A 14,113-nucleotide genomic window follows, 5' to 3' on the forward strand; every position below is an offset into this window, starting at 1 on the left:
GGAAGTCGCATGGATCAAGGGCAAACGCACGCGGAAAAGAGATCAAACCACGTGCGTTTGCCCTTGATCGGCGGGGAGAGGGGCGCGCGGGGAGGGGCGTTATGCGGGGGCGGGGGTCCAGGTGTAGCGGTGGTGCCAGAGCCAGACGACGTCGCGGCCGAAGGACCAGATCAGGGACGCCAGTGCCGCGCCCACCAGCGCGAACGCCAGCACCTGCGGCAGTACGCCCGCCGCCGCCACGACCAGGGCGATGCCCTGCACCGCCGCCACCGTCTTGCGGGAGAAGCGGGGCGGCAGGGCGCCGTTCAGCCAGGGCATCGTCCACGCGGCCGCCACGAAGACGTACCGGAACAACCCGATCGCCAGCACCCACCAGCCCAGCGTGCCGGCCACCAGGACGCTCAGGACCAGCACCAGGAACGCGTCGACCTCCATGTCGAACCGGGCGCCGAGCGCCGACGTCGAGCCGGTGCGCCGGGCGACCTGGCCGTCGACGCCGTCGAGGGCGAGCGCCACGCTGGCCAGGGCCACCAGCACCCCGATCGACGCCGGCGTGAGGACCGCGTCCGCCACGAGCGCCGCCACACCACCGACGAGGGTCGCCCGCGCCAGGGTGACCTGGTTGGCCGGGCCCAGCAGGTTGGTGCCCGAGCGGCGCAGCGCACGAGTCAGCAGCACGCACGTGACCAGGGCGTACGCGGTGCCGGTCAGCCAGCCGGCGGCGCCGAGGCCGACGACCGTGCCCAGGGCACCCAGCAGGACGAACTGGACGGCCATACCGATAGCGGGCCCATCGACGTACGGTGGCGCGACGGCGCGTTCACTGACTGTCAAGATTCCTCCGTTCGGGGCGCCGCGTATCGTTACCGGAGCCCACCTGGGAAACGAGAGCGGGCCGGGTTCGGTTCACCGGTCGGGGAAAGGAAGCCGATGACGCTGCGTGGCCGAGCGTTCTGGCTCCGCTCCCCCGGCCACGGCGAGATCCGTCCGGTCGCCCTGGCGGCACCCGGCCCCGGCGAGGTTCTGGTGCGCACCCTGTACTCGGGGGTGAGCCGCGGCACCGAGACTCTCGTCTTTCGCGGTGGCGTGCCGCGAAGTCAGCACACCGCCATGCGCGCCCCGTTCCAGGAGGGCGACTTTCCCGGGCCGGTCAAGTATGGGTACCTCAACGTGGGCGTGGTCGAGCAGGGGCCACCGCACCTGCACGGCCGCACGGTCTTCTGCCTGTACCCGCACCAGACCCACTATGTCGTGCCCGCCGAGGCGGTCACCGTGGTGCCCAACGCGGTGCCGCCGGCGCGGGCAGTGCTCGCGGGTACGGTGGAGACAGCCGTGAACGCCGCCTGGGACGCCGCGCCGCTGGTCGGCGACCGGATCGCGGTGATCGGCGCGGGCATGGTGGGCTGTTCGGTGGCGGGCGTACTGGCCAGGCTGCCGGGCGTGCGGCTGCAATTGGTCGACACCGACCGGAGCCGGTCGGCGGTGGCGGCGGCGTTCGGCGTGGCGTTCACCCATCCCGACGACGCGGCCGGCGACTGCGACCTCGTCGTGCACGCCAGCGCCACCGAGGCGGGCCTCGCCCGGTCGCTGGAGCTGCTCGCGCCGGAGGGCACCGTCCTGGAGCTGAGCTGGTACGGCGACCGCAGGGTGAGCCTGCCGTTGGGCGAGCACTTCCACTCCCGGCGTCTCGTGGTGCGCGGCAGCCAGGTTGGCACGGTGTCGCCGGCCCAGCAGGGTCGCCGCACGTACGCCGACCGGCTGGCCCTGGCGCTGGAACTGCTCGCCGACCCGGCGTTCGACGCGCTGCTGACCGGCGCGTGCGACTTCGCGGAGCTGCCCGATGCGCTGCCCCGCCTGGCGTCTGGTGAGCTGCCGGCGCTGTGTCACCTTGTCAGGTACCCCGACGCGGAAGGGTAAATCTCTTGTTCAGCGTTACGGTCCGGGATCACATGATGGTCGCCCACAGCTTCCGGGGCGAGGTCTTCGGCCCCGCTCAACGGCTGCACGGCGCCACGTTCGTCGTGGACGCCACGTTTCGCCGGCCCGAGCTGGACGCCGACAACATCGTGGTCGACATCGGTGCGGCCTCGACCGAGCTGGCGGGCGTGCTGGCCGACCTCAACTACCGGAACCTGGACGACGAGCCCGCGTTCGCCGGCGTCAACACGTCGACCGAGGCGCTGGCCAAGGTGATCGCCGACCGGCTGGCCGGGAAGGTGCGCGCGGGCTCGCTCGGCGAGGGCGCCCGGGGCCTGACCGGCATCACGGTCACCTTGCACGAGTCGCACATCGCCTGGGCCAGCTACGAGCTGACGCTATGAGAGGTGTCTACGCCATCCTGCCGGGCGGCGTGGACGACCTCGCGGCGCCGAGCGGCGGCAACCGGTACGACCGGCGGGTGTGCGCGGGCCTGGCGGCGACCGGCTGGCGGGTGACCGAACTGCACGTCGACGGCGACTGGCCGGCACCGTCGAAGACCGCACGCGCGCGGCTCGCGAGCACGCTCGCGGCGGTACCTGACGGTGCGCCGGTGCTGATCGACGGCCTGGTGGCGTGCGGAGCACCGGACGTCGTCGAGCCAGCGGCGCGGCGGGTGCCGCTGGCGGTACTCGTGCATCTGCCGCTCGCCGACGAGACCGGCCTGCCGGCGGACGCCGCCGCGCGACTGGACGCCCTGGAACGGCGGACCCTGAGCGCCGCCACGGCCGTGATCGCGACGAGCGCCTGGACCGCGGCGCGGCTGGTCGAGCACCACGGGCTGGCGCCGGACCGCGTGCACGTCGCCGCGCCCGGCGTCGACCCGGCGCCGTTCGCGGACGCTACCGAGGCGGGCGGCCGGCTGCTGTGCGTCGCCGCCTTGACCCCGCGCAAGGCCCAGGACGTGCTGGTCGAGGCACTGGCCACGCTGAGCGATACCGAGTGGACATGCACCTTCGCGGGCGCGCTGGACCGCGACGCCGCCTTCACCTCGCGGGTCCGGCGGCTGGTGGAGGCGCACGACCTGGACGGGCGGGCGCGGTTCGCGGGCCCGCTGGCAGGCGCCGCGCTCGACGCCGCCTACGCCGCCGCCGACCTGCTGGTCCTGCCGTCGCACGCGGAGACGTACGGCATGGTGGTCACGGAGGCCTTGGCGCGCGGCGTGCCGGTCCTCGCGACCGCCGTCGGCGGCGTCGCGGAGGCCCTGGGACCGGCGGAGCGAGCGCCAGATAGCAGAGCTCTGGGGCAAGCTGGTCTTGGGGTACCGGGAAAGCTGGTCCCGCCCGGCGACCCGGCGGCTCTGGCGGCGGCGCTGCGATCTTGGCTGACCGACGCGGGCCTGCGCCAACGGCTCCGGGCTGCCGCCCGGGTCCGCCGTGACACCCTGCCAAGCTGGGACGCCACCGTGCATGCGGTGGCCGGCGCACTGGAGAGGATGGGATGAGCTTCAGCCCCGAGTGGTTGACGCTGCGGGAGCCGGCCGACGCCGACGCCCGCGCGGTCGACCTGCTCGACCCCCTACGCGAGTGGCTGGCCGGTATCGACCGGCCGGTGATCCGCGACCTCGGCTGCGGCACCGGCTCGATGGGACGGTGGCTCGCGCCGCGGCTTGACGGTCCGCAGCACTGGGTGCTGTACGACCAGGACCAGGCGCTGCTCGACCACGCCGCCGCGAGCATGGCCGCGCCGGTGACCGCTTCGGCGGTACGGGCGGATGTCACGGCCTTGACCGCCGCTGACCTGGCCGGTGCCGACCTGATCACCACGTCGGCGCTGCTCGACCTGCTCACCGCCGACGAGGTGGACCGGCTCGCCGCCGCGTGCGTCGGGGCCGGTTGCCCGGCGCTGCTGACGCTGTCGGTAACCGGACGGGTCGACCTCGACCCGGTCGAGGACCTCGACGCCGACTTGGCCGCCGCGTTCAACGCGCACCAGCGGCGCAGCACCGGCGGCCGGCGGCTGCTCGGCCCGGACGCCGTCGAGGTTACCGCCGGGGCGTTCGGGAAGCTGGGCGTGCCGGTGCGGGTCAGCCCCAGCCCGTGGAGGCTCGGCTCGAAGCAGGGTGCGCTCGCCGCCGAGTGGCTGCGCGGGTGGGTCGGCGCGGCCTGCGAGCAGCAGCCCACCCTGGCCGGGCCGGCCAAGGGGTACCTGGAGCGCCGGCTGGACGCCGTCGCGGCCGGCGAGTTGGGTGTCGTTGTCCACCACAGCGACCTGTTGGCCGACTCGGAATGAACCCGGACGACCGGCTCCACGTATGAGGCGTCATGGGGCGAACGGTGTGGGCGTGGGTTCGAATGCTGGGCGGGTTGGCCATCCTCGGGGTGCTGGGATGGCGGCTGGGCACCAGCGCGTTCGTCTCCGGGCTCCATGTGATCGACGGCGGCACCCTGCTCGCCGCCTGCGGGATCGGGCTGCTGACCACGGTGTTCAGCGCGTGGAGGTGGCGGCTGGTGGCCCGTGGTCTCGGCATCGATCTGCCGCTGCGCACCGCTGTCGCCGACTACTACCGGGCGCTGTTTCTCAACGCGGCCCTGCCCGGCGGGATCCTCGGTGACGTGCACCGGGCGGTCCGGCACGGCCAGGAGGCCGGTGATGTGGGTCGCGGCGTCCGGGCGGTGGTGCTGGAGCGTACCGCCGGCATGGTGGTGTTCGTCGCCGCCGGGCTGACGCTGCTGCTCGCGCTGCCGACTCCCCTGCCCTCGTTGACCCGGCTGCTGCCCGACGTGCACACCGGCGTGATCGCGCTCGCGGTCGTCGCCGCCGTCGCGGGGCTGCTCGCGTGGTTCCGGCCGTGGCGGGGCGCGTCGCGGTGGGCCCGCGGGCTGCGCACCAGCCTGGTCGACGTGCGGCGCGGTTTGTTATCCCCGACCACGGGGCCGGGGGTCGTGCTCGCGTCGACCGTCGTGCTGGCCGGGCACCTGGCGACGTTCCTGGTCGCTGCCCGCGCCGCCGGCTCGACCGCGCCGCTGACCATGCTGGCGCCGCTGATGGTGCTGGCGCTGCTCGCGATGGTGCTGCCGCTGAGCGTGGGCGGTTGGGGTCCGCGCGAGGGGGTCACGGCGTGGGCGTTCGGCGCCGCTGGGTTGAGCCCGTCGCTGGGCCTGACGATCGCGGTCGTGTACGGGGTGCTGGCGTTCGCGGCCAGCCTGCCGGGTGCGGCCGTCCTCCTTTACCGCTGGCTGGCTCCCCGCTTCGCGCGTGTCGCGGCGGCCGAGGTGGTAGTGCCCGCGGCGCTGTCGGCCGCGGACGCCGCGCCGCCGCTTCCCGTCGATCAAGGTCAAACGCGCGTGGTTCGATCTCCAAACCACGTGCTTTTGCCCTTGATCGATGCGAACGCCCTTGATCGCCGAGCGCTAGCGGGGCGGGAACTCGCTCACGCTGGGAAGCGGTCGGACATTGCGTAGCGGAGCAGGGCGACGTCGCCGATCTGCCGCACCTCGGCGAGCGTCGCGCGGCGGTCCGGGCCCCACGGGAACACGCCGTCGCCGACGAAGCGCGGCGCCCGGGAGTCGCCGACGAAGAAGGGCGCGACCACCAGGTGCAGCTCGTCGACGAGGCCCGCGGTGAGAAACTGGGTGTGCATGCGTTCGCCGCCCTCGACCATGAGCCTGTGGACGCCGCGACCGTGCAGGTCCGCGAGCATCCGCCGCAGGTCGACCGGGTCGCCACCGTCGATCACCGTCGCCAGGGCGCCGAGCCGCTCGCGGGCCACGTCGAGCGCGGGGCTGGCGCAGTACACGAGCTTGTCGGCGTCGCCGGCGAAGAACCGCCCGGACGGGTCCAGGTCGCCGCGGCCGGTGATGGTCACCTTGACGGGGTTCGGGCGAAGCCCTCGCGCCACCCGGTCGTCGCGGCGCGCCGCCGAGCGCACCAGCAGTCGCGGGTTGTCCTGCCGGATGGTCCCGGCACCGACCATGATCGCGTCCGAGGCGGCACGTACCGCGTCAACCCGGTCGAAATCGGCATCGTTGGATAGCAGCAACCGCTGCTCGGTGGCACTGTCTAGGTAGCCATCGATCGACATACCGCAACTCAGCAGGACGTACGGTCGCTCGACCACCGCTCGCGCCTCCCGTCAGGCCGGACCGGACTCGTACTCAATCTTGCTCACGTTAAGGGAGGGCCGATGTTTCAAACGCGCCAGCTCACCGGGGCCAGGCGGGCTCCGGGGGCCGCGGTTCGCCGCCAGGTGACCGTACCGCTGCGGTTTCCGGACGGGTACACCAGCACCGCGCGGGTGTTCACGTTCGAGGGGCTCGCGGACGAGCGGGAACACCTGGCGCTCGGGCTCGGCGACTGGCGCGGCGCGCTCGAGGGGGCGACGAGCGACGGGCCGGGGATCCTGGTGCGGCCGCACAGCGAGTGCCTGACCGGCGACGTTTTCGGTAGCCAGCGGTGCGACTGCGGCCCGCAGCTACGCGAGGCGGTCGAGCGGATCACCGAGTCTGGCGGGTTCGTCCTGTACCTGCGGCAGGAGGGGCGGGGCATCGGCCTGTACGCGAAACTGGACGCGTACGCGCTGCAGGACGGCGGGCTCGACACGTACGAGGCGAACGTCGCGCTGGGGCACGGTGAGGACGAGCGGGACTACACGGCCGCCGCCCAGATGCTCCGTGCACTAGGTGTCGAGCGGGTGACGCTGCTGAGCAACAACCCGGACAAAGAGGAGCAGCTGGACCAGTTGGGCGTGACGGTGGTCGAGCGGGTCCCCACCGGCGTGCACGTGTCCGCAGCCAACATGCGCTACCTCGCCGCGAAGGCGACCCGCTCGGCGCACACCATCGACCTGTCCGCTACCCGGTGATCACCTTGTCGGTGGCGAGGCTCTTCGTGCGGTTCTCGACCAGGGTGCGCAGGCTGGCGGCCTCCGTGCCGACGTCGGTGCCGGCGGCCTTGAGCCCCGCGCTCACCTGGTCGATGGCCGCCAGGGCCGCGCCGCTGGCGTACAGCTTCCGGTAGAGGTCGCGGTACGCAGCGTCGTACACCTTGGTGAACGCCGAGGGCCGCAGCTCGTCCACCATGGAGTGGTCGGCCAGGTACTTGATCTCGTACCGGTTGAACGCGTGCAGCTTGCTCGGCGCCCGCAGTGCGTGGCCCGCGTCAGCATCCGCCGCCGCCGGCGGCGGCGCCACCGGCAACGCGGCCGTCGCGGACCGCCGGCCCAGCCTGAACCGCATCGACGCCCCTCTCCAAAGTCACGGTGACATCGAAGAGGAGACAGGCGGTACCTCAACGCCAGCTCAAAAGCGGACGCCAACTCGCTGAGAACGTGGGGCGAACGCGGGGGCCAGGCTCAGGTGACCAGCTCACGCACCGTCCGACGGGCCCGCACGACCAGGTACACCTGGACCAGTCCCATCACGATCAACCAGATCCCGGTGACGTACACGATCGTGAGCAGCGAGATGCGCGGCCAGACCAGCACCGCGATGCCGCCCAGGATCGACAGGGCGCCTGGGAGCACGGCGCCCATCGCCCGCTCGGCGGCGGTGCCCGGGGCCGTGACGGCGCCGGCCAGCTCGATGAGGCCGGCGACCAGCCAGGTCACGCCGATCAGCGTGACCACGACGGCCAGCGACACGAGCAGGTCGCGCAGGCACAGCACGCCAGCCACCACGAACAGCACGCCGACGATGCCGGCGAGGGCCCGCGCGCCCGGGTTCGCCCAGGTCGCCATCACCGCTTCCGCGATCCGGAGCACGCCGTGCACCAGCAGCCACAGTCCGAAAAGGACAGCCGCCACGCCGAGGGTGGCGTCCGGCCACACGAGCATGAGGACGCCCACTACGACGCTGGCCACCCCGGCGAGCAGCGCGAGCCAGAACAGCGCACGGCCGATCCACGCGTCCTGCCGCTCGGGCGGCGTGGAGACGGCGTACCCCGACTGGTACGGCAGCGTCGCGGACATGGCTACTGCCGCCCGGTCGGCGGGGTGTTGGTGACCCCTTCGGGGGCCACGGGTGCGCCGGACGGCTCGTCCACCCGACCGGTCGCGGGACGGTTGGTCGGCCAGCGCTCACCGCTTCGCAACGTCTCGTAGGAGCCACCGGCGGCGGCTGTCTCGCGCCCAGCGACCAGCCGATCGGTGTCCACTGTGGCCAGCGACCAGATGATGAACACGTCCAGCGCGATCACCACGATCGCCCACAGCGGGTAGTAGGGCAGGAAGATGAAGTTGTTGATGGCGGAGATGGCGGCCAGCGCGATGCCGACGCCACGCGCCCAGGCGGCGCCCGTGAACAGGAAGAATCCCGTCAGGATTACCAGCGCGCCGAGGGCTACGTGTATCCAGCCCCACGCGGTGGTGTCGATGTCGTACGTGTATCCGCGGACGGCCACCAGGAACCCGTCGTTGGCGATGGCGGCGATACCGACGAACACCTGCCACACGCCCACCATCAGCAACATGGTGGCGGCGAAGACCATGCCGCCGGTGGCCCACGCCTGTTCCGGACTGCGCCTGCGTCCCATCACTCCTCCTCATCGGGGCGGGTGGTGTTGACAGCTCGACCATAAGCACACCTTTCACCGCTACACGCTGTAAACCACGATATATGGCGCCTTATCGTTTCGATGCGGCGCTGACGGCGTACGGCAGGATGAGCCGGTGCGTGATCTGTTCGTGAACCTGCTGGCGAGCGTCGTCGCCGGTGTCGCGGTCTGGCTGGCGCAGCGGGTGCGTGGGCACCTGCGGCTCGCCCGCAAACGCGGCTTCTTCGGCATCGACGACGGCACCGCGTGTCAGCTGGCGGTGTCGCGGCACTCCTCTTCCTCGCACCACCTCAGCGTCCACCGGGGCGACGTGGCGGCGCTGGTCGAGCTGGCGACGATCGCACGGGACTGCGGCGGCCGGGCCGACTTGGTCTCGGCCGAAGACCTGCCGGAGGGCATCGGCCGGCTCACCGAGTTCTGCGTGGGCGGGCCGGGCAAGAACGAGCGCACCGCCGCGCACTTGCGGTCGATCCTGCGCGGCGTCCAGGTGACGCCGTTCGACCCGGAGACCCGCACCGTGGCGTTCTCCATCGGAGAGACCGTCTACCGGCGGGAGCGGGACCGTGAGGAGTATGTCTTCCTGGCCCGCGCCTGGGGTCCGACGGGCGGGCGGCCGGTGTTCGTCCTGGGTGGACAGACGGCGCCGACCAACCTCGCGGCGGCGCGGTACCTGGCCACCCGCTACCGCGAACTGTACCGGCAGTACGGGGCGGACCAGCGGTTCTGTCTGGTGCTGCGCATCCTCGAGCCGGGCGTGTACGGGTCGGATTTCGTGGAACTGGTCGACGACGTGACGGAGAAAGCCTTCGCTTTACATTGATCAGTATCTGTGCTTTCCTCTAAGGAAAGCGTTTGCCTAGCTGGGCGAGATGTGACCGACCCCAGGCCCGCCCCGGCACTGAGTGGGCAGCGGTGTCGAGGACGCGGGCCGCACGCGCGTCACCCCCAGGGAGAAGACATGCTCCACAGACGCGCCGGTTGGCGCTGTGGACCTCCACCGCCGCGGCCGCGACTCTCGCCGCCGCTGGCGTGATCGTCACCGCCGGCGCAGCCCAGGCGGCCGTCGGCTGCAGGGTCAGCTACGCGGTCGGATCGCAGTGGCAGGGCGGCGGCGCGCCAGCGTCGCGTTCATCGGCGCCAGAAAGTCGAACCGGTCGCTGCCCGGAGGCAGCACGCTGGCGGTTCGGGACATCGTAGGTTGACCGGTTAAGGTAATCTATCGCAGTCGATGTGGCGAGCCGGTCGTGCCGGCTCGCCTTGCACTGGAGGTGAGGCCGTGACCCAGTCGAGCAGCCGATTCGGGGCGGCTCTCCTCGCCGCGCTCGCCGTTGCCACCACGGTTGTCGCCGTTCGCGCCGCTCCATCCATTGTGGGCACTGGAGCCGCCGCCGGAGGTGGCGGCAACTGGGTCGCCAGTTGGGCGCCGAGCCCGGTCGCGGGCAGCGAGATCCCGTGGATGCCCGATTGCCCGGCCGGCAAGGGCCTCACCAACCAGACCGTCCGCAACGTCGCCTTCATGTCCGCCGGCGGCAGCGCGGTCCGCGTGCGCGTGACCAACACCTTCGGGGCCACCGCGCTGCGCGTGGGTCGCGCGTCCGTCGCGGTCCAGGGCGCTGACGCGGCAGCTGTACCCGGAACCGTGCGCGAGCTGACCTTCGGTGGCAAGTCGAGCGTCACCGTCGCGGCCGGCGGGCGCGCCCTCAGTGATCCGGTTCACCTGTCGGTGGCGGCGCTGAGCACGCTGCTCGTCAGCGTCCACGTGCCCGAGGCCACCGGCCCGGTCACCAACCACCCATTCACCGCACAGGGCAACTTCCTCGCCGCGGGCGACCGCGCGCTGTCGCCGACGGGCGAGGGCTACTCCTCGATACCGTGCTGGATGCTGGTCGACGGCATCGACGTGCGCGCCTCGGCGCGTGTCACCGGCACGGTCGTCGCGCTCGGCGACTCCATCACCGACACGTCCGCGACCAGCGGCAACGCCAACAAGCGATACCCGGACGACCTCGCGCGGCGCCTCAACGCGCGCCGCGGCCCCACCCTCTCTGTCGTCAACGCCGGCCTCGGCGGCAACCGCCTGCTCGCCCCGCGCGAGGGCGAGCCGTACTGGGGCGTGCCGGCGCTGGCCCGCCTGGAGCGCGACGTCTTCGCCCAGACCGGGGTGAAGTCCGTGATCCTGTTCGAGGGCGTCAACGACATCGGATACAGCGCGGGTGCCGACGAGATGATCGCCGGATACCAGCAGGTGATCGCGCAGACGAAGGCGCAGGGCCTGCGCATCTACGGCGCCACGATCACCCCGTTCGGCGGCTCGTTCATCGAGACGCCGGAGCGGCTGGCGACCTGGCGCGCGGTCAACGAGTGGATCCGCACGAGCGGAGAGTTCGACGGTGTCTTCGACTTCGCCAAGGCGCTGGGCGCGCCCGGCAACCCGGAGGCGCTGGCGCCCGAGTACGACAGCGGCGACCACCTGCACCCGAACGACGCCGGGTGCCAGGCGATGGCCGACGCGGTCAACCTCGACGCGCTCCTTCGCCGTTAGTTTGGAAGGCTCGCCGATACGCCGAGGGTGACGTCCTCATTGTCCGTCCAAAGTGGTGCCGATACGTCACCGGGGTGTCGAACCCGACCGCGCGGGCGATCTCCTCGACGGGTGCCTGGGAGGTCTCCAGCAGCGCCAGGCTGGCCTGCACCCGCTGGCCCGTGAGCCACCGGATCGGTGACGTGCCGGTGGCGCGGGCGAAGTGCCGCAGGTATGTACGCGGCGACATGTGCGCGCGCCGGGCCAGCGTCTCGACCGTGATCGTGGCGGTCAGGTTGGCCAGCGCCCACGCCACGCTGCCCGCCACCCGGTCGTCGTCGGGGTCAGCGGCCACCGGCGCCTCGACGAACTGCGCCTGCCCACCGTCGCGATGCGGCTGGATCACGAGCCGGCGGGCGACCGCGTTGGCGATGGCCGCGCCGAAGTCCCGCCGCACGATGTGCAGGCACAGGTCGAGGCCGGCCGCGCTGCCGGCGCTGGTCAGCACGTCGCCACCGTCCACGTACAGCACGTCCGGGTCGACGTCGACCGCCGGATAGCGCCGCCGCAGCCGCTCCGCGTACCGCCAGTGCGTGGTCGCCCGGCGCCCGTCGAGCAACCCGGCGGCAGCCAGCGCGAACGCACCCGAGCAGATCGACATCACCCGGGCACCCCGCTCGTGCGCCCGTCGCAGCGCGTCGACCAGCTCCGGCGACGGGTCGTCCTTGACGTCCGGCACCCCGGGCACGATGACGGTGTCGGCGGCCGCGAAGTCGTCGAGCCCGTGCGGAGTGTGCAGGCTGGCACCGCCGATCACGCGCACCGGGCCGGGTCGCTCCGCGCACAGCACCAGGTCGTACCACGGCACGTCGAACTCGGGCCGGGGCAGGCCGAACACCTCGGTCACGATACCGGTCTCGAAGACGGACATTCCCTCGTAGGCGAGCACGGAGACGGTGGGCATGGCGGTATCTTAGCGATGAGGGTCGTTCACGCCACTGTTCGCGGGCATCGGTGCGATCGGAAGATCAGTGCATGTCCAGCGTGCTTTCGGTACCCGCCGCCCCGACCGCCGCGGCGGTCGCCCACTTCGCCGCCCGCCTGTCGTTCGAGACCGACGTCAGCGACGTCCACGCCGACCTGACGGCGGGGGTGCCCGGCATCGTGGTCGTCGACTCCCGCGGCACCGAAGCCTGGGAGCAGGGGCACCTGCCCGGCGCGCTCCACCTGCCCACGCGCGAAATCGCAGCCCGTGCGGAGCGGGAGATCCCGCCCGGCACGACCGTGGTCACCTACTGCTGGGGGCCGGGCTGCAACGGCGCGACGAGGGCAGCGCTGGAGTTCGCCCGCCTCGGGTACCCGGTCAAGGAGATGATCGGCGGCTTCGAATACTGGTCCCGCGAGGGCCTCCCGGTACAGACCTCCTGACCCCGGTCGCCCCGCGCCCCCGCGCCCCGCGCGCGACGCGCTCTCCCCGTCGATCAAGGGCAAACGCACGTGGTTCGATCTCTTTTCCGCGTGCGTTCGCCCTTGAACGATGCGAACTTCCTTGATCGCGGCGCCGGACCGGCCCGCCGCCGCCGAGGGCGCGGGTCCGCGCCGCCACCACGTCGGGTCCGCGCGGAGCGCGGCCGACGGGCGGGGTCAGGCGGGGGCGTGGTCGTGGCGGTCGCGGGCGGCGCGGATGTCGTCGCGGTGTGTGTTCGCCCACTCTTCCAGGGCCGTCAGGATGTCGAGCAGCGTGCGGCCCAGGTCGGTCAGCTCGTACTCGACGCGTGGCGGCACGCTCGCGTACACCGTGCGGTTGACGAGGCCGTCGCGGACCAGTGCCCGCAGCGTCAGTGTCAGCATGCGCTGGCTGATGCCCTCGATCCCGCGATGCAGCTCACTGAACCGGTGGGTGCGGCGCCCGAGCAGCACGATGATGAGCACACTCCACTTGTCGCCGATCCGGTCGAGCACCTCGCGGACCGGGCAGTCGGTGATGGGTACACCGGTGTGCGTAGCGGACATGGAAGTGCCTCCTTACAGTTGCCTCCATGCTGACGCATGATGGTGTTACGCACAAGAAGTAACCAAGGGGAGTCGATGAGCGTCACCGCGCCACCAGAGAAGGTCGATCCACCGGTCGAGGCAGAACCGGCACCGGTGCCCGCGCCGACCGGCCTGATCGTCCTGGACACCGAGGACGCGCCCGTGTGCGCGGACGGAAACTGCTGGTAGGGAGATCTCAGTGCTCATCGAAGTCTGGTCCGACGTCGTGTGCCCGTGGTGCTACATCGGCAAGCGGCGGCTGGAGAAGGCGCTCGCCGAGTTTCCGCACGCCGGCGACGTCGAGGTGGTGTGGCGCAGCTTCCAGCTCGACCCCTCGTACCCCAAGGGCGAGCGCACGTCGACCTACGAGTACCTGGCTAACAAGTTCGGTGGTTCGCCGCGGCAGGCGAAGGGCATGACCGAGCAGGTCACGGCGGTCGCTGCCGGCGAAGGGCTGGCCTTCGACTTCGACCGCGCACGCGTGGTCAACACCTACGACGCGCACCGGGTCACGCACCTGGCCAAGGCGCACGGGCTCGGCCCGGAGACGCACGAGCGCTTCCTGCACGCGCACTTCGTCGAGGGTGCCACGCTCAACGACGCGGACACGCTCGCCAGCCTGGCCGCCGAGGTCGGCGTGCCCGAGGCCGAGACGCGCCGCGTGCTGGCCAGTGACGAGTACAGCCGCGAGGTCGATGCCGACATCCGCGACGCCCGGACGCTGGGCGCCTCCGGCGTGCCGTTCTTCGTACTGGACCGCGCGTTCGGCATCTCCGGCGCGCAGCCCGTCGAGACGTTCCTCACCGCGCTCCAGCGCGCGCACGACCACGCGGCCTCCCCCACGCGCTGACCGCCGGCGCCCGCCGCGCCGCGCGCGGCGGGCCGTTTCCGCCGGACCGCCCCGCCGGACCGCCCGCCGATCAAGGCCATTCTCGTCGATCAAGGGCAAATGCACGTGGAATTGAGATCGAACCACGTGCATTTGCCCTTGATCGACGGGAGGTAGACGCGGAGGGCGCGCGCGGAGCCGGCGCACGGCGCGCGGGAGCCGGCGCGCGGGAGCCGGCGCGCGGGAGCCGGCGCGCGGGA

General features: G+C 72.1%; 18 protein-coding genes. 11 read left to right on the top strand and 7 right to left on the bottom strand.

From position 1 onward, the window contains the following. Positions 1 to 99: 99 nt before the first annotated feature. On the bottom strand, positions 100 to 834 hold the full coding sequence (locus V6V89_RS18505; RefSeq protein ID WP_334620399.1) for a CDP-alcohol phosphatidyltransferase family protein: 735 nt from the start codon (positions 832 to 834) through the stop codon (positions 100 to 102). Between the two features lie 96 nt (positions 835 to 930). Here V6V89_RS18505 and V6V89_RS18510 point away from each other — a divergent pair, with 96 nt between their 5' ends. From V6V89_RS18510 to V6V89_RS18530, 5 genes are read left to right on the top strand one after another with little or no spacing between them, the layout of a single operon-like run. Further along, entirely contained in the window at positions 931 to 1,917 is a 987-nt protein-coding gene (locus V6V89_RS18510; RefSeq protein WP_334620400.1) for a zinc-dependent alcohol dehydrogenase, read from the top strand. Positions 1,918 to 1,922: 5 nt separating this feature from the next. Then, positions 1,923 to 2,321 (top strand): 6-pyruvoyl trahydropterin synthase family protein, encoded by a 399-nt coding sequence (locus V6V89_RS18515; protein ID WP_334620401.1) that lies wholly within the window; start codon positions 1,923 to 1,925, stop codon positions 2,319 to 2,321. Next, on the top strand, positions 2,318 to 3,421 hold the full coding sequence (locus V6V89_RS18520; RefSeq protein WP_334620402.1) for a glycosyltransferase family 4 protein: 1,104 nt from the start codon (positions 2,318 to 2,320) through the stop codon (positions 3,419 to 3,421). The genes V6V89_RS18515 and V6V89_RS18520 overlap by 4 nt, the downstream gene beginning before the upstream one ends. Further along, positions 3,418 to 4,209: a class I SAM-dependent methyltransferase gene (locus V6V89_RS18525; RefSeq protein ID WP_334620403.1), complete on the top strand. Its 792-nt coding sequence runs from the start codon at positions 3,418 to 3,420 to the stop codon at positions 4,207 to 4,209. Before V6V89_RS18520 ends, V6V89_RS18525 begins: the two co-directional genes overlap by 4 nt. A 32-nt stretch (positions 4,210 to 4,241) precedes the next feature. Next, on the top strand, positions 4,242 to 5,381 hold the full coding sequence (locus V6V89_RS18530; protein WP_442935167.1) for a lysylphosphatidylglycerol synthase transmembrane domain-containing protein: 1,140 nt from the start codon (positions 4,242 to 4,244) through the stop codon (positions 5,379 to 5,381). Here V6V89_RS18530 and V6V89_RS18535 read toward each other — a convergent pair. Further along, entirely contained in the window at positions 5,351 to 6,037 is a 687-nt protein-coding gene (locus V6V89_RS18535; protein WP_334620404.1) for a RibD family protein, read from the bottom strand. The genes V6V89_RS18530 and V6V89_RS18535 overlap by 31 nt on opposite strands. A 66-nt stretch (positions 6,038 to 6,103) precedes the next feature. Between V6V89_RS18535 and V6V89_RS18540 the strand changes: the two genes are divergently transcribed. Continuing rightward, positions 6,104 to 6,781 carry a GTP cyclohydrolase II gene (locus tag V6V89_RS18540; RefSeq protein ID WP_334620405.1) on the top strand — a complete coding sequence of 226 codons (678 nt, stop codon included), beginning with the start codon at positions 6,104 to 6,106 and terminating at the stop codon, positions 6,779 to 6,781. Here the strand turns inward: V6V89_RS18540 and V6V89_RS18545 are convergent. The 3 genes from V6V89_RS18545 to V6V89_RS18555 all read right to left on the bottom strand — a co-directional run bounded on the left by V6V89_RS18545 (position 6,771) and on the right by V6V89_RS18555 (position 8,448). After that, positions 6,771 to 7,154 (bottom strand): hypothetical protein, encoded by a 384-nt coding sequence (locus V6V89_RS18545; RefSeq protein ID WP_334620406.1) that lies wholly within the window; start codon positions 7,152 to 7,154, stop codon positions 6,771 to 6,773. The two genes, V6V89_RS18540 and V6V89_RS18545, sit on opposite strands and share 11 nt — an antisense overlap. 116 nt (positions 7,155 to 7,270) lie before the next feature. Next, complete coding sequence (locus tag V6V89_RS18550) at positions 7,271 to 7,885, bottom strand: HdeD family acid-resistance protein (protein ID WP_334620407.1); 615 nt, start codon at positions 7,883 to 7,885, stop codon at positions 7,271 to 7,273. A 2-nt stretch (positions 7,886 to 7,887) separates the two neighbouring features. Further along, positions 7,888 to 8,448 carry a DUF7144 family membrane protein gene (locus V6V89_RS18555; RefSeq protein ID WP_334620408.1) on the bottom strand — a complete coding sequence of 187 codons (561 nt, stop codon included), beginning with the start codon at positions 8,446 to 8,448 and terminating at the stop codon, positions 7,888 to 7,890. Between the two features lie 136 nt (positions 8,449 to 8,584). On the opposite strand from V6V89_RS18555, the gene V6V89_RS18560 reads away from it, so the two are divergent. Next, positions 8,585 to 9,289: a hypothetical protein gene (locus tag V6V89_RS18560; RefSeq protein WP_334620409.1), complete on the top strand. Its 705-nt coding sequence runs from the start codon at positions 8,585 to 8,587 to the stop codon at positions 9,287 to 9,289. Positions 9,290 to 9,745: 456 nt separating this feature from the next. After that, positions 9,746 to 11,011 carry an SGNH/GDSL hydrolase family protein gene (locus V6V89_RS18565; protein ID WP_334620410.1) on the top strand — a complete coding sequence of 422 codons (1,266 nt, stop codon included), beginning with the start codon at positions 9,746 to 9,748 and terminating at the stop codon, positions 11,009 to 11,011. Here the strand turns inward: V6V89_RS18565 and ftrA are convergent. Beyond that, positions 10,983 to 11,954: a transcriptional regulator FtrA gene (gene ftrA / locus V6V89_RS18570; RefSeq protein ID WP_334620411.1), complete on the bottom strand. Its 972-nt coding sequence runs from the start codon at positions 11,952 to 11,954 to the stop codon at positions 10,983 to 10,985. The genes V6V89_RS18565 and ftrA overlap by 29 nt on opposite strands. Positions 11,955 to 12,025: 71 nt before the next feature. Here ftrA and V6V89_RS18575 point away from each other — a divergent pair, with 71 nt between their 5' ends. After that, a complete protein-coding gene (locus tag V6V89_RS18575; RefSeq protein ID WP_334620412.1) occupies positions 12,026 to 12,418 on the top strand; it encodes a rhodanese-like domain-containing protein in 393 nt (130 codons plus the stop codon). 216 nt (positions 12,419 to 12,634) lie between these two features. Here the strand turns inward: V6V89_RS18575 and V6V89_RS18580 are convergent, their stop codons facing one another. Continuing rightward, positions 12,635 to 13,003, bottom strand: a complete 369-nt coding sequence (locus tag V6V89_RS18580; RefSeq protein WP_334620413.1) for a winged helix-turn-helix transcriptional regulator — start codon at positions 13,001 to 13,003, stop codon at positions 12,635 to 12,637. Between the two features lie 75 nt (positions 13,004 to 13,078). Here V6V89_RS18580 and V6V89_RS18585 point away from each other — a divergent pair, with 75 nt between their 5' ends. Beyond that, positions 13,079 to 13,213: a hypothetical protein gene (locus V6V89_RS18585; protein WP_334620414.1), complete on the top strand. Its 135-nt coding sequence runs from the start codon at positions 13,079 to 13,081 to the stop codon at positions 13,211 to 13,213. 10 nt (positions 13,214 to 13,223) lie between these two features. Beyond that, positions 13,224 to 13,874, top strand: a complete 651-nt coding sequence (locus V6V89_RS18590; protein ID WP_334620415.1) for a DsbA family oxidoreductase — start codon at positions 13,224 to 13,226, stop codon at positions 13,872 to 13,874. Positions 13,875 to 14,113: the final 239 nt, after the last annotated feature.

The organism is Micromonospora sp. CPCC 206061 (genome assembly GCF_036906915.1).
Taxonomy (GTDB): domain Bacteria; phylum Actinomycetota; class Actinomycetes; order Mycobacteriales; family Micromonosporaceae; genus Phytohabitans.